General features: G+C 60.1%; 19 protein-coding genes. 18 read left to right on the top strand and 1 reads right to left on the bottom strand.

What is annotated here, in order from left to right; translation table 11 throughout:
• Positions 1-31: 31 nt before the first annotated feature.
• Genes ACIQ39_RS05500 through ccmI form a run of 4 tightly spaced genes read left to right on the top strand, consistent with a single transcriptional unit; the run spans position 32 to position 4460 of the window.
• A complete protein-coding gene (locus ACIQ39_RS05500; protein ID WP_396433603.1) occupies positions 32-2065 on the top strand; it encodes a heme lyase CcmF/NrfE family subunit in 2034 nt (677 codons plus the stop codon).
• A gap of 3 nt (positions 2066-2068) precedes the next feature.
• Positions 2069-2593: a DsbE family thiol:disulfide interchange protein gene (locus tag ACIQ39_RS05505; RefSeq protein ID WP_396433604.1), complete on the top strand. Its 525-nt coding sequence runs from the start codon at positions 2069-2071 to the stop codon at positions 2591-2593.
• Positions 2590-3141, top strand: coding sequence for a cytochrome c-type biogenesis protein (locus tag ACIQ39_RS05510; protein ID WP_396433605.1), 552 nt, complete (start codon positions 2590-2592; stop codon positions 3139-3141). Before ACIQ39_RS05505 ends, ACIQ39_RS05510 begins: the two co-directional genes overlap by 4 nt.
• Positions 3138-4460 (top strand): c-type cytochrome biogenesis protein CcmI, encoded by a 1323-nt coding sequence (ccmI, locus tag ACIQ39_RS05515; protein ID WP_396433606.1) that lies wholly within the window; start codon positions 3138-3140, stop codon positions 4458-4460. The genes ACIQ39_RS05510 and ccmI overlap by 4 nt, the downstream gene beginning before the upstream one ends.
• A gap of 17 nt (positions 4461-4477) precedes the next feature.
• On the opposite strand, the gene ACIQ39_RS05520 is transcribed toward ccmI, so the two are convergent.
• Entirely contained in the window at positions 4478-6484 is a 2007-nt protein-coding gene (locus ACIQ39_RS05520; RefSeq protein ID WP_396433607.1) for an alkaline phosphatase D family protein, read from the bottom strand.
• A 303-nt stretch (positions 6485-6787) separates the two neighbouring features.
• Between ACIQ39_RS05520 and ACIQ39_RS05525 the strand changes: the two genes are divergently transcribed.
• The 14 genes from ACIQ39_RS05525 to ACIQ39_RS05590 all read left to right on the top strand — a co-directional run.
• A complete protein-coding gene (locus tag ACIQ39_RS05525) occupies positions 6788-8416 on the top strand; it encodes an acyl-CoA synthetase (protein ID WP_396433608.1) in 1629 nt (542 codons plus the stop codon).
• 45 nt (positions 8417-8461) lie between these two features.
• Positions 8462-9337 (top strand): polyphosphate kinase 2, encoded by an 876-nt coding sequence (ppk2, locus tag ACIQ39_RS05530; protein ID WP_396433609.1) that lies wholly within the window; start codon positions 8462-8464, stop codon positions 9335-9337.
• Positions 9338-9595: 258 nt separating this feature from the next.
• Positions 9596-11347, top strand: a complete 1752-nt coding sequence (locus tag ACIQ39_RS05535; protein ID WP_396433610.1) for a phosphoethanolamine transferase — start codon at positions 9596-9598, stop codon at positions 11345-11347.
• A gap of 102 nt (positions 11348-11449) precedes the next feature.
• Positions 11450-12235 (top strand): phosphatase PAP2 family protein, encoded by a 786-nt coding sequence (locus ACIQ39_RS05540; RefSeq protein ID WP_396433611.1) that lies wholly within the window; start codon positions 11450-11452, stop codon positions 12233-12235.
• 26 nt (positions 12236-12261) lie between these two features.
• The gene (locus tag ACIQ39_RS05545) at positions 12262-12915 is read left to right on the top strand and encodes an acyloxyacyl hydrolase (protein WP_396433612.1); all 654 of its coding nucleotides are present in this window, start codon (positions 12262-12264) and stop codon (positions 12913-12915) included.
• Between the two features lie 15 nt (positions 12916-12930).
• The gene (locus ACIQ39_RS05550) at positions 12931-13458 is read left to right on the top strand and encodes an ABC transporter ATP-binding protein (protein ID WP_396433613.1); all 528 of its coding nucleotides are present in this window, start codon (positions 12931-12933) and stop codon (positions 13456-13458) included.
• 764 nt (positions 13459-14222) lie between these two features.
• The gene (locus ACIQ39_RS05555) at positions 14223-14570 is read left to right on the top strand and encodes a DMT family transporter (RefSeq protein WP_396433614.1); all 348 of its coding nucleotides are present in this window, start codon (positions 14223-14225) and stop codon (positions 14568-14570) included.
• Between the two features lie 88 nt (positions 14571-14658).
• A complete protein-coding gene (locus ACIQ39_RS05560) occupies positions 14659-15801 on the top strand; it encodes an MlaE family ABC transporter permease (protein WP_396433615.1) in 1143 nt (380 codons plus the stop codon).
• Positions 15802-16548: an ABC transporter ATP-binding protein gene (locus ACIQ39_RS05565; RefSeq protein WP_396433616.1), complete on the top strand. Its 747-nt coding sequence runs from the start codon at positions 15802-15804 to the stop codon at positions 16546-16548.
• Positions 16545-17543 (top strand): MlaD family protein, encoded by a 999-nt coding sequence (locus ACIQ39_RS05570; protein ID WP_396433617.1) that lies wholly within the window; start codon positions 16545-16547, stop codon positions 17541-17543. Before ACIQ39_RS05565 ends, ACIQ39_RS05570 begins: the two co-directional genes overlap by 4 nt.
• Positions 17544-17565: 22 nt before the next feature.
• A complete protein-coding gene (locus ACIQ39_RS05575; RefSeq protein WP_396433618.1) occupies positions 17566-18213 on the top strand; it encodes a membrane integrity-associated transporter subunit PqiC in 648 nt (215 codons plus the stop codon).
• A gap of 88 nt (positions 18214-18301) precedes the next feature.
• The gene (locus ACIQ39_RS05580) at positions 18302-19618 is read left to right on the top strand and encodes an acetyl-CoA carboxylase biotin carboxylase subunit family protein (protein ID WP_396433619.1); all 1317 of its coding nucleotides are present in this window, start codon (positions 18302-18304) and stop codon (positions 19616-19618) included.
• Between the two features lie 36 nt (positions 19619-19654).
• Positions 19655-20269, top strand: coding sequence for a YHS domain-containing (seleno)protein (locus ACIQ39_RS05585; protein ID WP_396433620.1), 615 nt, complete (start codon positions 19655-19657; stop codon positions 20267-20269).
• Between the two features lie 84 nt (positions 20270-20353).
• Positions 20354-20909: aldo/keto reductase (locus tag ACIQ39_RS05590; RefSeq protein ID WP_396433621.1), on the top strand; the 556-nt coding region annotated here is incomplete at its 3' end.

Genomic DNA, 20909 nt, shown 5'->3' on the forward strand with positions numbered 1-20909 from the left:
CGGCTACGCGGACCTTCTTGAAAGTTTTGACATGATTCCCGAAATTGGCACCTTTGCTCTTATTTTGGCTTTGCTGCTGGCTGTCATCCAATCGGTGCTGCCGCTGTGGGGTGCTCAGCGCGGCAACCTCACTTGGATGGCGGTGGCGCGGCCTGCGGCCTTCGGGCAGTTCACCTTTGTCCTGATCGCCTACTTGTGCTTGGTCTATGCGTTTTTGACCAATGACTTCACCGTCATCAATGTGGCGCGCAACTCGTACTCCAACTTGCCCATGTTCTTCCAGTGGACGGCCACTTGGGGCTCGCACGAGGGGTCCTTGCTGTTTTGGTCGCTCATATTGGCTGTTTGGACCATCGCAGTCGCTGTTTTTTCGCGCACCTTACCCGAAGAAATGGTGGCCCGAGTGCTGGGTGTTTTGGGCCTGGTGTCGGTTGGCTTTTTGTCCATGATGCTGATCACTTCGAGCCCATTTTTGCGTCAATTTCCCGGCCCTGCCGAGGGCAGCGACCTGAACCCGCTGCTGCAAGACTGGGGCATGATCATCCACCCCCCTATGCTTTACATGGGCTATGTTGGCTTTGCGGTGGCGTTTGCTTTTGCGGTGGCGGCCTTGTTGTCGGGGCGGCTTGATGCGGCTTGGGCGCGTTGGTCTCGGCCTTGGGCCACGGTGGCCTGGGCTTTCCTCACCTTGGGCGTGGCCTTGGGCAGTTGGTGGGCCTACCGTGAACTGGGCTGGGGCGGCTGGTGGTTTTGGGACCCTGTCGAAAATGCTTCTCTGATGCCTTGGCTGGCGGGCACGGCCTTGATCCATTCGCTGGCGGTGGCCGAAAAGCGCGGTGCTTTCAAGGCGTGGACCGTGCTTTTGGCGCTCATGACCTTTTCGATCTCGCTGCTGGGCACCTTCTTGGTGCGCTCGGGCGTGTTGTCTTCGGTGCACGCGTTTGCCGTCGATCCGCAGCGCGGGGCTTACATCTTGGGCTTCATGCTGGTGGTGGTGGGCGGCTCGCTGGCCTTGTTTGCTTGGCGTTCGCCCCGCATGGTGGCCGGGGGGGCCTTCACTTGGTTTTCGCGCGAATCCATGCTGCTGGCCAACAATGTGGTGATGGTGGCCTCGGTGGCCGCCGTGCTGCTGGGCACGCTTTACCCCTTGTTCATCGATGCGCTGGGCATGGGCAAGCTGTCGGTGGGTCCGCCGTACTTCAATGCGGTGTTTGTGCCCCTGATCACGCCGGCGCTGTTTTTGATGGGCGTGGGCCCGTTGATGCGTTGGAAGGGCGACAGTGTGCCTGACGTATTGCAACGGCTGAAGTGGGCCTTGGCGGTGGCCATGGCCACTGGCTTGTTGCTGCCCCTGACGCTGGACGGCTACAAGCCCTGGGCGGTGCTGGGCCTGGGGCTGTCGACCTGGATCGCGCTGTCGGTGCTGATCGCCTTTCGCGAGCGCGTCAAAACCGCCAACCAGCTGCTCAGCCTGCCGCGCGCATTTTGGGGCATGCATTTGGCGCACCTGGGCTTGGCCATCGGCGTGGCGGGCATCACCATGGTGGTCAACTACGAACAGGAGCTGGACGTGCGGATGAACGTCGGCGAGCAAGCCCAGATGGCGGGTTACACCCTGACTTTCAAAGGCATTGAAAACTACTCGGGCCCCAACTACGAGGCCACCCGTGGCACCGTCATTGTGTCCAAGGACGGGGAAGACCGGTTCACGCTGTACCCGGCCAAGCGCGTCTACAACCGCTCAGGCTCGGTGATGACAGAGGCCTCGGTTCGGCCCAGTTTGTTCAGCGACCTGTATGTTTCGCTGGGGGAGCCCCTGAACAACGAGCTCACCAGTTGGGCCGTTCGCTTGTACTACAAGCCCTTCATCAACTGGTTGTGGCTAGGCGCCTTGTTCATGGTGGTGGGCGGCTTTTTGGCAGCGTCTGACCGGCGCTATCGGATCGGTGTCAAGGCGCGTGCGCCATTGGCATCGGGCACTCTGACCCCAGTTGACGCGCCGATTGCCGTGAACACACCCAAGCCACCGAGTGCGCCCAACGCACCCAAGCCACAGGGAGCTTGAGTTATGAAAAGATGGTTTCCACTGGTTTTTTTCTTCGTGTTGGTGGGCTTTTTTGCCAAAGGCTTGTTTCTCAACCCACGCGAAGTCCCTTCACCCTTCATTGGCAAAGCAGCGCCCTTGTTCACCCTGCCTGTGGTCGGCCAAAGCGACAAGGCCTTCAGCTCCGCCGACATGAAAGGCCAAGTGTGGCTGCTCAATGTCTGGGCCCCCTGGTGCGTGTCGTGCCGGGTTGAGCACCCACTTTTGATGGCCTTGGCCGACAGCCGAACAGCACCGCCCATTGTGGGGCTCAACTGGAAGGACAAGAGCCGCGATGCCGAACAGCTGCTCTTGCAAACCGGCAACCCCTACGTGGCCGTGCCAGACGACTTGTCGGGCCGCGTGGGCATGGACTGGGGTGTCACCGGAGCCCCGGAGACCTACCTCATCGACGGCACCGGCACCGTCCGGCTCAAACACGTGGGGCCGATTGACATCGATGTGTGGCGCAATAAGTTTGTACCCAAACTCAAGGAGCTGGGCACATGAGGGCCAGTTGCATGAAACGCTGCGGCTTGAGCCTGGTGTTGACTTTATTCCTGCCTTTGTTGTCGTTGGCCAATGAATATGCCCTGCCTGCTGCGCTCGCCGAGCCAGCCCCAACAGCCCTGACAGCCTCACCAGCGGTGAGCACGGCACCGACTGCGCAACCCTTGTTTGCCGATGCTGCGCTCGAAGCCCGTTTGAGCTTGCTGTCGCGCGAACTGCGCTGCGTGGTCTGCCAAAACGAAGCTTTGTCGGAGTCGCCGGCCGAGTTGGCAAATGACATGCGCCAAGAGATTCGCGAACTGATGAAGGCTGGCAAGACCGATCAGGAGGTGATCGGCTTTTTGACAGCCCGCTACGGTGACTTTGTGTTGTTTCGTCCACCCTTTAAGCCATTGACTTATCTTTTGTGGATCGGTCCTTTTGTGTTTCTGGGCTTTGGTGCCTTGGTCTGGTTCATGGCGCTGCGCGCGCGGCGCACTTTCAAAGGCGCTCCGGTTTCCAGTGCTCAAATCGCGGCTGCTGCCCGCCTGTTAGAAGATAAGCCATGAATTTGTTTTGGTCCGTCACCCTTTTTTGGGCTGCTGTCGCCGCTGCCGTGGCCCTTGCCTTGGCTTTTGTGTTGCCCTTCCTCATGCGCAGCCGCAACGCGGCGCACAGCAAAGCTGCGCGCCGCGATATCAATTTGGCCGTTTACCGCGATCAGATGAAGGATTTGCACACCGAGCTGGCCAACACCCAGCTGTCACAAGCACAGTTCTTGGACAGCAAGCTGGAGCTGGAGACCCGCGCCGTAGAAGACGCCTTGGCCCACGAAGACCGTGCCGCCGTGCCTGTGGCCAGCCGCAGGCTGGGCTTGGTCTTGGCCGCGACGCTGCCTGTTGTTGCCATTGCCTTGTACAGCGTGCTGGGCAACCCGGGGGCGCTGAGCGCCATGTCGCAAGCTGGGCAGAGCACCAACGCACAGGCCGCGCAACCGACCGAAGCCGACATTTTGCAAATGATTCAGCGCATGCAGGAACGTGCCCAGGCCAACCCGACCGATACCGAGATTTGGGAAGCGCTGGCCAATGCCAACGCCATGATGGCGCGCTGGCCCGAGGCGCTGCAGGCGTCTGAAAAGTCTTTGGCGCTGTCACCCAACAAACCCGCCGTGATGAGCGCTTACGCCGAAGCGCTGGCGATGAACAGCGGCATGCAGCTGACGGGCAAGCCCATGGAGATGGTCAACAAGGCCCTTCAAGCTGACCCGGATGACAAAAAAGGCCTGGAGCTGTCGGGCATCCATGCCTTTCAAATCGAGCAGTATGCCCAAGCCGTGGTGTTTCTGGACCGGTTGCAGCGGCTGATGCCGCCCGAGATGCCCTACGCCCAAGAGATCTTGAAAATGCGCAACGAGGCCCAGCGATTGGCCGAACTCGGCGGGGCGGCCCAGGTGACCGGTGCCCAGCCCGCCACCGACCGCGGCAACAGCCAGGGGGTGACGGCACAGCTTGCCGCTCCTTTGGCCAACCCCCAGGCCAACACCCAGGTCAGTGTGTCAGGCATGGTGGAGGTGGCGCAAGCGCTCCAATCTCGGGTGGGCGTGCAAAGCACCATCTACCTGATCGCGCGCGCTGGCGAGAGTGGCCCGCCAGTGGCCGCAGCGCGGGTCGCAGGGGGGGTGTTTCCGCTGCAGTTCCGATTGGACGACAGCATGGCCATGAACCCTGCCAACACGCTTTCCAAACACAAGGAAGTGGTGCTGTTGGCGCGCGTTTCTGCGTCGGGCAACCCCATCGCTCAGTCTGGCGATCTGGAGGGTCGGCTCGTGGGTGTGGCGGTTGGGACGCAGGATGTGAAGCTGGTGATCGACCGCGTGCTGCCTTAGCAGTTGGCGCGCAAGGATCATTCCCAGCGCGAATCGGTTTCTTGGCGCGAAAACACCACCGTGCGCCCATCGGCCAAGCACTGACGGATGCGCCAGGGCGCACCCTGTTCGTCCAATTCCACCCAACCGATGCCCGAGCCATTGAGCAAACGCCTGCCGTGGGCCATGCCCTCGGGTTTTCTGGGGGTGATTTTCATGCGGCGTCGGCGTGTGAACCCATTGAGCGGTGAATTCGGCGCATACAGCCAACGGTTGGCCACATCCAGCACGTGCAACAAGCGGTCTGGGAAGCTGTTGCGCAAACCGCTGCTGCAAATTTGCCAGATGTCGGGGCCGCCCAAACGGCCCCGCATCTCGACGTCGTAGACAAAGGCGTAGTGGACATCGCCCGATAAAATCACAAAGCGTTGCGGTGTTTTGGGCTGCCGAAACAGATTCATGATGGCATGCGCAGCACCCCGATGGGCCATCCAGTTTTCTGCATCCACCATCAGCGGCTGTCCCCACCAAGTGAACAGGCGTTGAATGCTTTCGATGAGTTTGACCCCAAAAATCGGCGTGGGCGATACCAAGACCACGCTGGGCAAGCCCTTTAAGGATTGCTGAAGCTCAGACAAAGACTCCCAATCCATCAGGCCTGAGGGCTGTCGAGCCGCGAGTTCAGAGCGCCAGCGGTGGGTTCTGCCATCCAGCACCACCAAAGCTGGTCGGGTGGGCCAAGCAAAGTGCCATTGGTCAAACCGCAGCAGTTTGTCAATGAAGTCGTCTAGCGGCGATTCCCCGCCAGCGTCCAAAGCCGCTTGGGCTTGCGCCACCCAAGGGGCGTCAAATGCGTCGCTGTTGTTGCCCCAGCCTTGGTGCAGCCAATAGCCCAGCAAAGCATTGCCAATCACGCGCCGTGAAAATGGGTGACCGTAGGCCACTTCTTCCCATTCGCGGCTCAAATTCCAGTCGTCGGTGATGTCGTGGTCATCAAAGATCATGGCCGTTGGCAGGTGCGCCATCAAGCGTTGAACCGCGCTCAAATCCTGACAAAACGCAGCCAAAGCTTGTTGCTCATCGGTGTACTTTTGCCGGAACTGAGCCGGCAGCGAGGCCGGCGGTGAGAGGTCCAACAAGGGCCACAGCGTCGGCGACCACACCAAAGCGTACATGGCCAACACCTCAGCCAAGGTGATCAGGTGGTTGTGTGCGCTGTCGGTGGTGAAGATGGGTTTTTTGACACCGCCAAACAGCACGTCCAGCAAGGCTTGGTTGTCGGGGTGTTGGGGCAGCAAAGTCTCTCGGCGGTACAAAACGCTTGTGTCTGCATAGAGCGCTTGCGCGGTCAAGATGTTGGGCAATGCGCACAAGGGCAGGCGCTCGTCGGGCAAGCCCAGCAAGCCCACCACTTGGTGAATGGCTCGCAGCATCGGCCCTGCCACATCGTCGGCATAGATCTGGTCACCCGTGAGCATCAACAGGGAGGGCCAATCGGCCAGGGCTTGCTGAGCGGTTTGGGCACAGGTGCTGTCGCTGAGCTTTTGCGCCAGCAGTTGGCTCAACAAGCGATCTGCTTGCGCCAAGCCATCGCCGCCCGGGTGGTGTGGCTTTCTACAAGAGCCGTGCAGCAAGCTGCGAATCCGAGACCCCAAGACAAAACCCAGCGTTGTCTTGCCGGGGTAACAGCGCTGCGCGCCTTCGCTCAAAACGTTTTGCCAGGGGGCATTGGCAAGCCCCAGTGCGCGGGTCGACAGCGAATAGCCCACCCACACGTCCAAGGGCAATGGGCTGTCTAGACGCCAATCCAGCAGCACATGGTGCAAGCGTGCACCCGCTTTGAGCGACTGGCACCCCGGTTCACCAGGTTGAAAAATCACCTCGCGGGGCGCTGCGTTGGGGGCGTGCAGTTGCAAGCGAAAAGCCAGGGGCTGGCTCACAGCCAGCCACAAGCGCAGGCGAAGGGGGCCACATTGCCGCAAGATGGGGCCGACCAAAACCGCAGGAAGGGTGGGTGAATCCAAAGACAAAACGCGTGACTCCACAGCGCTGCTGCATCGGTTGAGGGTGGGACGACCGTGGCAAGGTCAAAAGGCCAATTGTGCGGCGACTCCTTGTGACGCGCTGCGCACCCGATCGGGTCGCACTTTGTGCGGCCGGGTTAATGGGCCAGGCGTTCACTGGTCCACTGCGCTGGGCTGAGCAAGAGCTGTGTCATACTTTATTTTCATGCGCGCAGTTGGGTCCCCTGCATTGCGCTGCACGCCCTGTATCTGGTGCTGTGGCAGGGCCTGTGCTTGGTGCGCGTCCAACAGCCACTGACAACCCCAAAGACGAAAGCCGATCGGATGAAAACGCCATTTGCAGACTTTGATTACGACAGCGAACGGGCCCGCTTTTCTTACAGCGTTCCAGAATTTTTCAATTTCGGTTTTGACGTGGTCGACCGACGCGCCCAAGAAAACGACAAACTGGCTTTGATCGCGATTGACCGCTCAGGCGAACACGTGACGCACTACCGCTACAGCGATCTCGAGCGCGAGTCCAACCGCTTCGCCAATGCCCTGTTGGATTTGGGGGTGCGCAAAGGCGACAGCGTTTTGGTGGTGCTCCCTCGCATTGCGCAGTGGTACTTTGTGCTGTTGGCTTGCACCAAGATTGGGGCCATCGCCATGCCCGGCACCAACCAACTCAAAGCCAAAGACCTGGCGTACAGACTCCAGCGATCGGGCGCATCTGTGGCGGTGGTCGGTCCGTCGCATGCCCCAGCGATTGAAGCGATTGGGCCACTGTGTCCCGCTTTGCAGCACACCATCTTGGTGGGTGAAGACAGGGCGGGGTGGCACTCTTTTGAGCGCATCTGCGCGGCGCAGGCCCCACTGATCGACCGTCAAAGGATTGAGCCGACCCGCTCGCAAGAGCCCATGCTGATCTACTTCACCTCTGGCACCACGTCCTTGCCCAAGATGGTTGAAAGAGACCATGCCTATGCCTTGGCGCATGCCATCACGGGCCGTTACTGGCAAGACTTGCGCGAAAGCGATGTGCACTGGACCTTGACCGACACCGGTTGGGCCAAAGCGGCATGGGGGCTTTTGTACCCGCCATTGACCGCTGGCTCCACCATCGTGTTGTACGACGGTGAGGGGTTTGACCTGCAGATGCATTTGGACATCATCGCCCGTTTCAAGGTCAGCACCTTTTGTGCGCCCCCAACCATTTACCGAGCCATGGCCAAAGCCGATTTGTCGCAAGCCGATTTCAGCTCGCTGCGCCACTGTTTTGGCGCTGGTGAACCGCTCAATCCCGAAGCCATGCGGGCTTGGAAGCTGGCCACTGGGTGTGACATCTACGACGGCTACGGGCAAACAGAGACCATCAACATCGTGGCCAATTTTCCGGGCATGGCCATTCGGCCCGGCTCCATGGGCAAGCCTTGCCCTGGAATGCACGTTGACATCGTCGACGATGACGGGCGTGTCTTGCCCCACCATGAGGTGGGGCACATCGCCGTCAAAGTCACCGATCCCTATCCGCCCGGGCTCTTTCGGGGCTATTTCGGCGACCCGCAAACCACCGCTCAGGCTTTTCGCCACGGTTGGTACTACACAGGCGATACCGCCAAGCGCGACGAAGAGGGCTACATCTGGTTTGTGGGCAGGTCTGACGACATCATTTCTTCCTCGGGCTACCGCATCAGCCCCTTTGAAGTCGAATCCACGCTCATCGAACACCCGGCTGTGGCTGAGGCGGCCGTTGTGGGCAAGCCCGACGAATTGCGCGGTGAGATTGTCAAGGCCTTCATCATTTTGGCCAAAGGCTTTGTCGCCTCTGAGGCCCTGGCTGCAGAGATACAAAACTTTGTCAAAGAACAAACCGCACCTTACAAATACCCCAGAGAAATCGTGTTCAGAGAGGCCCTGCCCAAAACCATCTCCGGGAAAATTCGCCGGGTTGAATTGCGCGCCGAAAACTGAACACAGGCTTTCTTTTCTTCAACCCGACCCGATGCCAAGAACCCGATGACCACAGCCTTTGACTTGCCTTTTGAAGGCGCCATCAGCCGTTATTTCGCAGAATCTGCCCCCGCTGACATTCGCGCTGCGGTCAAAGAAGGCAAAAAGCGCGACATTTTGTCCGACGACTACCCTTACAAAGTTTGGATGGGCAAAGACGAGTTTCAAAACCAAATGAAGCCGCTGCAGATTGAACTGGTCAAGCTGCAAAGCCACATCCGAGCCTCTGGGCAGAGGCTGTGCTTGGTCTTTGAGGGGCGTGATGCGGCGGGCAAGGGGGGCGCGATTTCGTGGCTGACGCAAAACCTCAACCCGCGTTATGCCACGGTTGTGGCTTTGCCCAAACCCTCGGACCGCGAAGCGACGCAGTGGTATTTTCAGCGCTATGTTGACTGGTTGCCCGCCGCTGGAGAGATGACGATTTTTGACCGAAGTTGGTACAACCGGGGCGTTGTGGAGCCGGTTTTCGAGTTTTGCACCGAAGACCAACGTGCAGCTTTTTTCCGTCAACTGCCGAGTTTTGAAGCAAGCTTGGTGGACGAGGGCATTGTGTTGGTCAAATTTTGGCTTGACGTGGGCCGGGCCGAACAATTGCGCCGCTTGCTGGCGCGCGAAAGTGACCCGTTGAAGCATTGGAAACTCAGTTGGATCGATGTGGAGGGGCTCAACCGCTGGGATGCCTTTTCCCGCGCGATCCAAGAAACATTGGCCAAAAGCCACAGCGTCGTGGCGCCTTGGACCTTCGTGCGTGCCGACGACAAATACCGTGCCCGCTTGGCGGTGGTGCGTCATGTGTTGGCGCAAATTGACTACGCCCACAAAGAGGTGAGCGAGGTCAGCGCGAACGATTCGGCCATCTGCCAAGCCGCCTTGCAAGGCTGATGCGGCTTGGGTTTTGAGCCGCCAGCCTCGACCTCTGCGGCGCACCTTGGCGCACCTGCGGCGCACCTTGGCGCACTTTGCTGTTCGCATTTGCGCCGCTCCTTGAGGGCCTGCAAAGGGCCCTTGGGGCACTTTGGCGGGGCCAAGTTGGGCTCTGGCCGCCAGCGTATTCGGCGCGACCATCCTGTGCCATACTGAGCCGCATTTTTTCAATCTCATCTCGCCTCTGGGCGGGTAACAAGCCCCGAGGCCCACGCTGTGCCCAACCCCATACCCCCTGCGCCGACCACGATGCAAGGCTTTGCGCCCCTGGCCCTGGCCACTGCCTTTTTAGGTCTGGTGGATTTGTTTTTGGTGCGCGACCTTCGCTGGTTGCTTGAAAACATCAATGGCCTGCGCTTTCAAGTCAACTTTGGCTTGAGCTTGTTTGTCTTGTGGGTGTTGCTCCAATGGCTCAGGGGATTGCGTCACCGCAGCCGTGTATTTTTTGGCTTGGTGTGCGCCACCACGGGTTTGGTTTATTTCGCTCAGGCGGCTTACTTTGGGGTTTACCAAAAATTCATCGGTGTGTTCGACTTGCGCTTTTTTGTGGCCGACCCGGTCATGGCCTTGTCGCTGTATGCGGAAAATGGCTCGGTGCTCAAGCCCTTGTTGGCAGCGCTTGCTTCAGTCGCGGTGGTGGTCGGGGTCATGGGCTGGGCCATTCAACCCAGCCGTTGGTGGCACTGGAGCGCGCGCCTGCTGGCCACCTTGTTTTTTGCTATTTTGAGTGCCAACTGGTACAGCGCGCCCGCCTTTCAGATCGCCCCGGTTGCCTACATGGGCAATGTGGTCAGGGCTTTGGATTTGCGCGCAGGCAAAAACAGCGATGCGGTGATTGCGCGGCCGTCATTGGCCACCAGTTCTCCCGCAGCCAACGCAGCCCACATCATTTGGGTCATTGGCGAGAGCCTGTCACCCCGGCACATGGGCATCCAAGGCTACGAACGGCCCACCACGCCAGAGCTGAGCCGGATGCGCGACCTGGGCGAGCTTTGGCTTTACGAAAATGCCGTGGCTATCGGGACCCGGACCATGGTCTCCGTGCCTTACATGCTGCATGGCCTGGAAGGCATTGACCCCAAGGGTGTGATTTACAAAACCCCCAGCGTCTTCAACTACGCCCAAAGTGCGGGTTACCAAACCGCGCTCATCACGGCGCAAGACTTCCAGTGGCGCAACATTGACCGCTTGTTTGTGGACAAAGACCTGAACCACTTTCAGCAGGGAACGGATTTTTCATCGTCGGTGAATGTGTCGGTGGGCGCAGATGACCACCGGGTCTTGGAAAAGGGGGTGTTCCCTTTTTGGACGCGGGCCTTGAAAAGCAACCCAGCCCCCATCATGTTGGTGACGCAAATGAGTGGCAGCCATCCGCCATTTGCATCGCAAGTTCCCAGCGAGCTGAAGCAATTTTTGCCAGAAAGCTCGCCCAACAGCGTCAATGCTTACGACAACACGGTGTGGTACACCGATCTCTACCTCAAAAAATTGGTGAAATTCGTGCATGAGAAAAGCCCCAACACCTGGGTGTTTTTCACCTCAGACCATGGGCAGTATGTGGGCGACCAAGAGACCCGTTTTCATGGCGACTTGAGCGATGCGGTGATCCACATTCCCTTGCTGGTTTTTCCGCCCAAAACAGGCGTGGCAGCCTGGCCCGAGCAGCCGTCTGCGCCTGTCTCACAAGCCGACATCTTGCCAACCATCCTCGACTTGATGGGCGTCCAGCCGGCGGCAGCTTTGGATGGACTGAGTTTGCGCAGCCCAGTGCCCGCCGATAGAATCCGAGTCGTTTCGCCTTACATGATCACGCTGCACAACGACCCCAAAGCCGCCATTGTTTTGCCCGACCGCCAGTCGCACGAGGTGGACTTCACGCAAAACAGTGTGCAGTGGTCCGATGGCCGCACCACGCCCTACAGCGAATTGCCAGAAGTTTGGCGCAAGCGGTTCGACAAGCGGCGCTGAAAATGACTTGCTGCGCAGCCTGGACAGAACAGGCATCCGGTAAAATCACCTTCAAATCTTGATTTGATAATTTTGTCATTTTGCACTCAACCCGGTCAACCGATGAAACGCCTCCAAAAAACCACGGTCGTCCTGCTCATGGCCCTGTTGGCCTGGGGCTCTGCTCAGGCACAAGACAAGCCGCACACCCACGCCCTTCGCAAACAAGACATCGCGAGTGATTACGCGCTTTTTTACAGCAAACCCAATTTGTACCGATTGGGCTTGGCGATGGGCTTGGGTGCAGTGTCTGCACACACCATAGACGAGGACGTCTCGACCCATTACCAAAAACACCAGCGCAGTCAAACCACCGACGATTGGTCTAAAACCGCCAAATTGTTTGGCGAATGGACCTACCTGCTGCCCCTGTCCGTGGCGGCCACTTACCTGGACACATCGGGTGATTTGGGCATGGGAGAGTGGGGCAACCGCACATTTCGGGCTTTGGTGGTCGGTGCACCCGCAGTCTTGACGGCGCAGGTGCTGACGGGTGGGTCGCGACCCAGTGAAAACCGCGCCCACGGCGCCGATTGGCGTCCTTTCAAAGACAACAACGGTGTCAGTGGGCACGCGTTTGTGGGTGCCATTCCCTTTTTGACCCTGGCCGAGATGCACCAAGACCAGCCTTGGATTTATTACACCGCCATGGCGGCGTCGCTGGCCACACCCTTGTCTCGCTTGAACGATGACAAGCACTACCTGTCTCAAATTGTGCTGGGTTGGTATTTCGCCAAACAAGCCACCAGCACCCTGAGCGGGTCGCGTGGGCCGGCAGCGCAGTCTTTTTTCTCGCCCCTCATTGACCGAAACAGTGTGGGGGTGATGTACACCCACACCCTGCGTTGATGCCCACCTTCTCCCAGTTGCCTTTGATGAAACACACCTCCACCGCATTGCGCTCAGCCTTGGTGCTGCTCTTGGTCCTGTCCGCCAGTCTGGCCCAGGCGCAACCGAAACGGCACATTCCGTATAAACAATCGGCCATTTTTGGCTCGGTCTTCACTTGGGTTTACGCCGCAGTCATTGGTGCGCCCTTCACCGATTGTGCGAAGCTTGGCAACAAGCTGCGCTTGGAGTACGGCGAGGACGAAGAGTTGAGCTTGAAAACGGTGGGTTTCTTCCAGCACGAATGCACCTTGCAACAACTGGAGACTTGGCGCTTGTCTTACAAGCCCATGCTCAACCTGTCCCATTGGCAAGTCGACGGCGCTTCGCGATTTGCCCGTTCTGCTTACGATGTGGCCGTCATCCCCATGATTCGCTGGGAAAAGACATTCGATTTCACCCCCCATTTGTTGGACTTCGAAATGGGTGTGGGCGCGTCCTATGTCAGCGAGGTCAACATCGGCGAGCGCCAAAAATCCACCCATTTCCAATTCACAGACCACTTTGGGTTTGGAATTTCAAGCCCCAACCACGACTGGCGTGTCGGCTTTGCCTTCAGGCACTTGAGCAACGCCAGCATCAAACTGCCCAACAACGGGGTCAATCTGTTTGGTGCGTCGGTTGAATTCAAACTGAAATAATTCCGTGTGTTGATCATGCGCTCGATGTTTGGGGCCCCATGCCTGGCCACTTTGCTGCTGACTGCCCCCATCGCCGCTTGGGCCGACGGGACTGGGGGCATTTTTAAACACACAGTCGCAGCCTGGTCCAGCGACAAGCCCTTGAATTTTCTTTATGCCCCCTATACAAAGCATTTTTCCAAGAGCGAATTTCACGAGTACGTGTGGCTGGTGGGCTTAGAGAAAGAAAGCCCAGGCAATGCGCTGATCGGGGCCACGTTCTTCTCCAACTCCTTTGGGCAACCGAGCACCTACATCTACCCCTTTGGTGGGGTGTACAGAAATGTGTTGGACATCAACGGCCTGTTTGTGAAGTGGTCGGCAGGTCTGATCTACGGCTACTTAGAGCCCTTCAACAACAAAGTGCCGTTTAACAACAATGGCTTTTCGCCCGGCTTCATTCCTGCTGTGGGTTACCAAAGCCAAAACTTCTCTGCCCAGATCAACATCCTCAACGATGCGGGTTTGATGCTGCAGCTGAACTGGCCTTTGCCCGGCCGTTGAGCGCCGAGCCAGGCCGTCTGGCCCCCCTCAAGCGCAGCGTGCCGGTGCAGCTTGGGTGCGCCACGTCCCCTTCGTTGCCCCACACCACAGACCGCCATCGCAGGTGACAGACTGGCTGGCCAAATGGGACACGGTCGATACCTGCGCCCTGGGCAAATCCGAAGAGATCGTCGGCCAAGTGCTCAAAGCCCAATGCCATTGCTGGGTCAGAACCCGGCAGTCGCCAAGTCCCACGAAGCCGTGGGCAGCTGTGCTGCAAAGGCCTGACAAAGCGGGCAGGGCCGAGCGCTTGGCCGCTGAGCCAAACAGCACAGTGTGTCGGCCCAGAAGCCCCACCGCCAGCGCAGGGTCAACGCAGGCGGTCTGGTCTCAGTTTGTTTTCGCTGACAAGGTCTTTGGGGCTTGGCCATTTGCGTGGCGGTACTCAATCAGGCGGCAGATCAGTGCTGCCCAATAGGGCAAAGATTGGAGGAACAAGATCGCGATCCAACCCAGACGCTCGGTGATCCAAGAAAATATGTCACAGGCTTGGGGCTTGCAAACGTTCTATCCGTGGGCGCAAGTTCGGCCGGCATCTGGCGTTCAGAAGTCCAAAGATGAGGGCGCAGGTGTCGGCTTATTGTCTTGCGTTTCAGGCAAACAGTCGGCTCCATGGGCTGTCTTCACTGCGCTGCTGCGTCCTTTTGCCTGTGGCACACTCAATTTCTTTAGGCCTCATTTTTTGGCATAAAGAGTTTCTTATTTAGCTTTTATCTCACCCTGCCATGTTGACCTTGACCGTTTCTCAAGCTTGGGCTGTGTTGTCCGTGGCCATTTTGCTGGAGGTCGCGGGCACCACCAGCATGCGCCTGTCTGAGGGCTTCACGCGGCTGCTGCCATCGGTGCTCATTTTTGTTTTTTATGCGGCATCTTTCGGGCTCAATACCTTGGTGGTTCGCGTCTTGGGGCTCAGCGTGGTCTATGGCGTGTGGTCGGGCGTGGGCACGGTGCTCACGGCACTGATCGGTGTTTACTGCTTCAAAGAGCCTGCCACTGCAGTCAAGTTGGTCAGCATTGGCCTCATTGTGTTGGGCGTCATGGGGCTGCATTCGGCCTCTCGCGTCAGTGCCTGATGGCACGCTTGTCCCCATTTGTTGAGCGTATCCAGCATTCAAGCTGACTCGGCTCGCGCGCCCGAATCCTGCGGTTTAAACTGCGTTCATGCCGACCACCCCAGACCCCAGCACAAGCACTGTCCATTGGGCGCAAGAGGCCCAAGGCTGGGTTTTGCGTTTGCCCGCGCAGTGGCGTGCGCTGGGCGCGGTCTGTGCACCCGCTGGCGCGGCGGCGGGCCGGGTGCGGATTGTCCTGCCCGATGCGCTGCCCGCCAGTCTGCCCAAGGACGCCAAGCAGGCCCCAGCCTTGTGGGCCTTGTTGCAGCCGCTGTCCAGCAGCCGGTGGACACTGGACCTCAGTGCCTTGCCCGCTGCGCTGGCGGCCCCCTTGGCGCTGGCTCTGCGCCAACCGGGCAGGCATGACCCGTCTGGCTTGGCGACAACCGATGGCTTGGCGACAGGCTCCGAGCGTGCGGTGGCGCTGTCGCCTTCGGCATGGGCACAGGCGCGCACCACCCTGGGCTTTGTGGGTGAAGTGGTGCTGGCCGTGGGCCGGGTGCGCCAGCGCCCGCGCGTGTTCCGGTGGGCCGACGTGCTGCAACACATGGACCACATGGGCCCGGGCAGCTTGCCCATTGTCAGCCTCACGGTTTTTTTGGTGGGCTTGATGCTGGCCTACATGGGCGGTGCCCAGCTCGGTCGCATGGGGGCTCAGAGTTTCATTGCCGATGTGGTGACGGTGGGCGTGGTGCGCGAGTTGGCGGCGCTGATGACGGGCGTGATTTTGGCGGGCCGCGTTGGCGCGGCCATGGCCGCGCAGCTGGGCACCATGGCGGTGAACGAAGAAATCGATGCCTTGCGCGTGCTGGGCATCGACCCCTTGGTGCATTTGGTGTTGCCGCGACTGCTGGCCATGCTGCTGGTGGCACCCTTGCTGATTGCCTTGGCCATGCTGGTGGGGGTGCTGGCGGGCCTGCCGGCCGCGCTGTGGGTGTATGGTGTGCCCGCCGCCGAGTACCTGCACAAATGCCTGCAGGCCATGACCTGGACCCATTTGTGGATCGGCCTTTTCAAGGGCACGATGTACACCTTGCTGGTGGTCCTGGCCGGGTGCCGCGAGGGCCTTTATACGGGCCACACCGCCCAGGCCATTGGTGTGGCCACGACGCGTGCCGTGGTCAAGGCCTTGGTTTGGATCGTGATGGCCGCTTGTGGCAGCACCGTGGTGCTGCAGAGTTTGGGTTTTTGAATGGCGGCCATTTTGCGTGTGGAACAACTGAGCCTGGCCTGGGGCGCGCAGACGGTGCAAACCGGTCTGAACTTTGACGTGCAGGCGGGCGAGGTGTTGGCCATCATGGGCGCAAGCGGCAGCGGCAAAAGCACGCTGCTGCGCCACTTGGTGGGTCTGCAGCCGCCGGTGTTTGGCCGCGTCTGGCTCCATGGGCTGGACATGTACCAAGCATCGGACACCGCTGTGAACACCTTGCGCCACCGTTTGGGGGTGATGTTTCAGGGGGGCGCGCTGTGGAGTTCGCTCACGGTGGGTGAAAACCTCATGCTGCCTCTGCGCTTGTTTGCACCCGACTCCGAAGAGGCCATGGCACAGCTGGCCCGTTTCAAGCTGGCTTTGGTGGGCCTGGACAGATGTTTTGATGCACTGCCCGCGACCTTGAGTGGCGGCATGCGCAAGCGCGTGGCCATGGCCCGCTGCCTCATGCTGGACCCAGACGTGCTGTTTCTGGACGAACCCACGGCCGGGCTGGACCCGATCAACGCCCGGCGGCTCGATGAACTCATCCTTGCGCTGCGTGACAGCCTGGGCACCACGGTGGTGATGGTCACGCACGCGGTGGACAGCATTTTTGCGGTGGCAGACCGCGCCCTTTTTCTCGATGAACAACGCCAAACCATGACCGCACTGGATGCCCCCTTGACCCTGTTGCACCACGGCCCGCAGCGCGTGCGTGCCTTTCTTCACCGCCAAGGCACCCCATGAAAAACCATCCCCAAGCCTTTCGGGTAGGCCTGTTTGTGGTGTCTGGCCTGGCGCTGATGGTGATGGCCATCGCACTGGTCTTGGGTGGCCAGGTGTTCACCCCGCAAGACCGGGTGATGATGCGTTTTGCCGGCTCGGTCTATGGCCTGCAGGTGGGCGCGCCTGTGGTTTTCAGGGGCGTCAACATTGGCCGTGTGGTCAGCGTGGGCCTGGCCCGCGACAGCCATGCAGCGGTGGTGATTCCGGTCATGGCCGCGCTCAATCAGGAGGCCGTCAGCACCTTGTCCGGCCAGGGCGGTGCTGGTGCTCAGGCACTGCAGGCCCTGGTGGCGCAAGGCTTGAGCGCCAAGCTGTCTACCCAAAGTTTGCTCACCGGTTTGTTGTATGTCGACCTGGATTTGCGCCCCGGGCTGGCCGCGCCTGCACCCGTTGCAGGGGGCTTGATCGATATCCCCACGCTGCCCACCACCATCCAGGCCCTGCAGTCCCAAATCGAAGGCATTGACCTGAATGCTGCGCTGCAAGATCTGGCCGCCATTGCAGCAGCCACGCGCCAGTTCGTGACCGATCCGCAACTCAAAAGCACAGTCGCAAACCTTGCGCAACTGAGCGCCGATGTGCGCACGCTCACGCAGCAGCTGCAAAGCCAGGTCACGCCCTTGTCTGCTGCGGCCCAGAACACCCTGAGCGAGACCCAGCGCGCCGCGCAAGCCCTGGGGCGGGCAGCCGAGCGCTTTGCCCAAACCGCGCAGCGCGTGGATGCGGCGGTGGCCAATGACTCCCCGACGCTCCAGGCGGTTCAACGTGCCGCCACAGAACTCGCCACCACTGCCACCAGTTTGCGCAGCACTGTGGGTGACAACGCTGAGCTGGTGCACAACCTGGACCGCGCAGCGCAGGACGTGGCGCGCGCTGCACGCGATCTGAGTCAGCTCACGCGTTTGCTGGAGCGCCAGCCTGATGTGCTCTTGCGCGGCCGGGCGCCTCAGCCCTGAGCGCCCCCATTTGGAGACCTTCATGCCTCACACCTTTTCATGCCGCTCCCAAAGACCCATGGCCCGTGCATTGGCTTGTCTGCGGGCCGCTGCCTGGGGTTCTTTTGTCGTTTTTTTGGCCGCTTGCGCCAGCCCGGCCCTTGACCCCACGGTCTATGTGCTCAAAAGCGAACCCCCGGTCGCGGCACCCGAGCCCAGCCCGACGGCAACACCTTGGCAGTTGGTGCTGCCCGTGCGTGTGCCGGACTACCTGGACCGCGATGAATTGCTGCTGCCCCAAGGGGCCCATGCCGTGCAATGGGCTGCCCAACACCTGTGGGCCGAACCTTTGTCGCGCAGTGTGCCCCGGGTGCTGAGCCAGGATTTGCGTGCACTGCGCGGTGCGGGCAGCCTGTGGACCGCGCCGCTGGGCGGCGTGGCGGTGCAAGGCCAACTGCGGGTAGAGTTGCTGGCGCTGGACGTTGATGCGGGCGGGCGCAGCGTGAGTGTGCAAGCCCGCTGGAGCACCCACCCGCAGGGCGCTGCTGGCCAGCCTGGTGCCCAGCCCATGGCCCACACCACCCGTTTGACCGTGCCCAGCACCGGGCCGGATGCTGCTGCACTGGTCGCTGCCCACCGCTTGGCCCTTTGGCAATTGGCCCAAGCCATTGCCCGCACATTGCCGCCATGAAAGAAAATGGCCCCAATCAAGCGCCGTGCGGCTTGGGCGATCGCCTTCAAAGCCATGGCTTCGCCAGCAACGGGTCTGACGTGCAAGCATGAAAACCCTGGTGCTCTTCAACTACGACTGGGATGAGTTGGGCTTTGCCCGCAACGCCCAGCGCTACCCCGTCGACGCTGCGGGTTTCGATTTGTTCAGTTTTCCCAGCAACGTCCAATTGGCTTGGTTTGACATCGAAGGCTTTGTTCAACGACTGGCCGCCAAAGCCAAGCGCCGTGGCTGGCAGGCCGTGGTCTCCAACCATGAGCAATTTGGCGTGTTGGCCGCGGCCTTGCTGGCCGAACGCATGGGCTGGCCCGGCACCCCGGTGGCAGCGGTGCTGGCCTGCCAGCACAAGCTGTATGCCCGCCAGGTGATGGCCGAGGTGTGCCCCGAGGCCTCCTGTGAGTTTGAGGGCCTGAACATCGACTATGACCAGCCCGTGCCCGAGGGCTTGCGCTATCCCGCTTTTGTCAAACCGGTCAAAGCTGCTTTTTCTGTTTTGGCGCGCACCGTGCACAACCGCGAAGAGCTGCAGGCCCACACCCGTTTTGATGCCTGGGAGCTGTGGGTCATCCGCCATCTGGTCGAGCCTTTTGAGCGGGTGGTGCGCAAGCGACTGCCCAACGTGCCCAGTGCCCACAACATGCTGCTGGAGCAGCCCATGCACGGCCATCAATACAACCTGGATGGTTACGTTTTTGAGGGGCAGGTGCACGCTCTTGGGGTGGTGGACGCGCTGCATTACCCCAACACCCAGGCCTTCATGCGTTTTGAGATGCCCAGCCGCCTGAATGCCGACATTCAGGCCCGTGCACTGGCAGTGGCCAGGCGATTTTTAGCGGCGGTCGGTTTCAGCCATGGCCTGTTCAACATGGAGTTTTTTTATGACGCTGCGCAAGACAGGCTGGGTGTGATCGAATTCAATCCGCGCATGGCCTCGCAGTTTTCAGACCTGTACCTGCGGGTGCAGGGGCTGGACTTGCACGCCCTGGCGCTGGCGCTGGCGCGCGGCCAAGACCCTGCAGACCTGCCCCGCGCTGCGCCCAGTGCCGGTGCTGCTGCCAGCTTTGTCTACCGCAGCTTCAGGCCAGGCAAGCCGGTGCACATGCCGGGGTCAAGCCAAAAGCAAGCCCTGGCACGGGCTTTCCCCGACGCGCTGCTGTTTTGTTTTGCCAAGACCGCCAGCCAGACCGAGCGCGATTTCAAATGGCTGGGCAGTTACCGCTACGGCATCTTGCACCTGGGTGGTGCCGATGCCCGGCAACTGCGTGCCCGTTGTGAATGCGCCAGTGCCCTGCTGGGCTGGCCGCTGCCATATGCCGACGCCCAGCCGGACTTTGCGCACACGCCCAGCGAACAGTGGGCTGTTTAAGGCATGCTGAGGCTCTTTTTCTGTGGAGATGTTGGAATGACTTTGAAGCCTTCTCATTGCGTGACCAGAGCACTGGCTGCGCTGGCCGTGGCCTTGTCTTTGGTGGCCTTGTCGGGCTGCAGCGCGATGCAAGCGCAAAACCCGTCGGGCAACTACAAGCCCGTCAATGCTGTGGCAGACAGCCAGCACCAGCACCTCTTTCTCAAAGGGGCCGATGTGACCGCGTATTTCACCCAGGGGGCCTATGTGCAGGGCAAGCCCGAATTTGTCAGCCGCTATGAGGGCGTTGACTTTCGCTTTGCCAGCGCCCAAAGCCAAGCCCTGTTTGACCAGTCGCCCACGCGCTACTTGCCCGAGTACGGCGGCTACTGCGCCAATGGCGTGATGTTCGGCATCCCTTGGGGCGGCGACGCGGACAGCTGGAAGATGACAGGCGGCAAGCTTTATCTGTTTGGCGGTCAAGGCTCCAAAGAGGCCTTTTTGCTCGATGAAAAGGCCAACATCGCCTTGGCCGACAAATACTGGGCCGAAGAAGTCAAGGGCCGCAACAGCTTCATCCAGCGCACCAAACGCCTGATTTTGCGCGTTCCGCACTACCAAAGCGGTGAAGAACAGGCCCGCCAAGTGGCGGCTGCCAAGTCCAAGCCTTGACACCAGTCGCCACACGGGTGACAGCCCAAGTCCTGTGTTGGGTTTAGGCTCTCAGGCTAAGTTTCCAATGCCAAGGACCCTGCCATGAAAACCACCACCCTGGGCAAAAGCCCTTTGAAAATTTCTCGCCTGTGTTTGGGCACCATGATGTTTGGTGACCAGACCAGCACCGAAGAGGCGCGCTCCATCTTGGCCGATGCCCAAGACAAGGGCTGTAACTTCATGGACACGGCCGATATCTACACCTTGGGCAAATCCGAAGAAGTGCTGGGTCAAATCCTCAAGGGGCAACGCCAGCAATGGGTGTTGGCCAGCAAAGTGGGCAACCCCATGTCGGCCCAAACCAACCACCAAGGCTACTCGCGTCGCTGGATGTTGCAAGCCTGCGAGGACAGCTTGCGACGCTTGGACACCGACCACCTGGACATTTATTACCTGCACCGCGACTACAACGGCATGGACTTGGAAGAGCCTTTGCGGGCCATCGAAGCTTTGCTGCGTGACGGCAAAATTCGTTACTGGGGCGTCTCCAATTTTCGGGGCTGGCGCATTGCCGAGATGGTCAACATGGCGCGCCAGCTGAACATGCCCGGCCCCGTGGTGTGCCAGCCTTATTACAACTTGCTCAACCGCTTGCCCG

Source organism: Limnohabitans sp., assembly GCF_044361645.1.
Taxonomy (GTDB): Bacteria; Pseudomonadota; Gammaproteobacteria; order Burkholderiales; family Burkholderiaceae_C; genus Limnohabitans_A.

Coding starts and splice junctions, on each gene's coding strand:
- ACIQ39_RS05565 (WP_396433616.1), top strand. CDS start 15,802: ATGGCGGCCATTTTGCGTGTGGAACAACTGAGCCTGGCCTGGGGCGCG.
- ACIQ39_RS05570 (WP_396433617.1), top strand. CDS start 16,545: ATGAAAAACCATCCCCAAGCCTTTCGGGTAGGCCTGTTTGTGGTGTCT.
- ACIQ39_RS05545 (WP_396433612.1), top strand. CDS start 12,262: ATGAAACACACCTCCACCGCATTGCGCTCAGCCTTGGTGCTGCTCTTG.
- ACIQ39_RS05550 (WP_396433613.1), top strand. CDS start 12,931: ATGCGCTCGATGTTTGGGGCCCCATGCCTGGCCACTTTGCTGCTGACT.
- ACIQ39_RS05510 (WP_396433605.1), top strand. CDS start 2,590: ATGAGGGCCAGTTGCATGAAACGCTGCGGCTTGAGCCTGGTGTTGACT.
- ACIQ39_RS05505 (WP_396433604.1), top strand. CDS start 2,069: ATGAAAAGATGGTTTCCACTGGTTTTTTTCTTCGTGTTGGTGGGCTTT.
- ACIQ39_RS05560 (WP_396433615.1), top strand. CDS start 14,659: ATGCCGACCACCCCAGACCCCAGCACAAGCACTGTCCATTGGGCGCAA.
- ACIQ39_RS05540 (WP_396433611.1), top strand. CDS start 11,450: ATGAAACGCCTCCAAAAAACCACGGTCGTCCTGCTCATGGCCCTGTTG.
- ACIQ39_RS05500 (WP_396433603.1), top strand. CDS start 32: ATGATTCCCGAAATTGGCACCTTTGCTCTTATTTTGGCTTTGCTGCTG.
- ccmI (WP_396433606.1), top strand. CDS start 3,138: ATGAATTTGTTTTGGTCCGTCACCCTTTTTTGGGCTGCTGTCGCCGCT.
- ACIQ39_RS05555 (WP_396433614.1), top strand. CDS start 14,223: ATGTTGACCTTGACCGTTTCTCAAGCTTGGGCTGTGTTGTCCGTGGCC.
- ACIQ39_RS05575 (WP_396433618.1), top strand. CDS start 17,566: ATGCCTCACACCTTTTCATGCCGCTCCCAAAGACCCATGGCCCGTGCA.
- ppk2 (WP_396433609.1), top strand. CDS start 8,462: ATGACCACAGCCTTTGACTTGCCTTTTGAAGGCGCCATCAGCCGTTAT.
- ACIQ39_RS05525 (WP_396433608.1), top strand. CDS start 6,788: ATGAAAACGCCATTTGCAGACTTTGATTACGACAGCGAACGGGCCCGC.
- ACIQ39_RS05580 (WP_396433619.1), top strand. CDS start 18,302: ATGAAAACCCTGGTGCTCTTCAACTACGACTGGGATGAGTTGGGCTTT.
- ACIQ39_RS05585 (WP_396433620.1), top strand. CDS start 19,655: ATGACTTTGAAGCCTTCTCATTGCGTGACCAGAGCACTGGCTGCGCTG.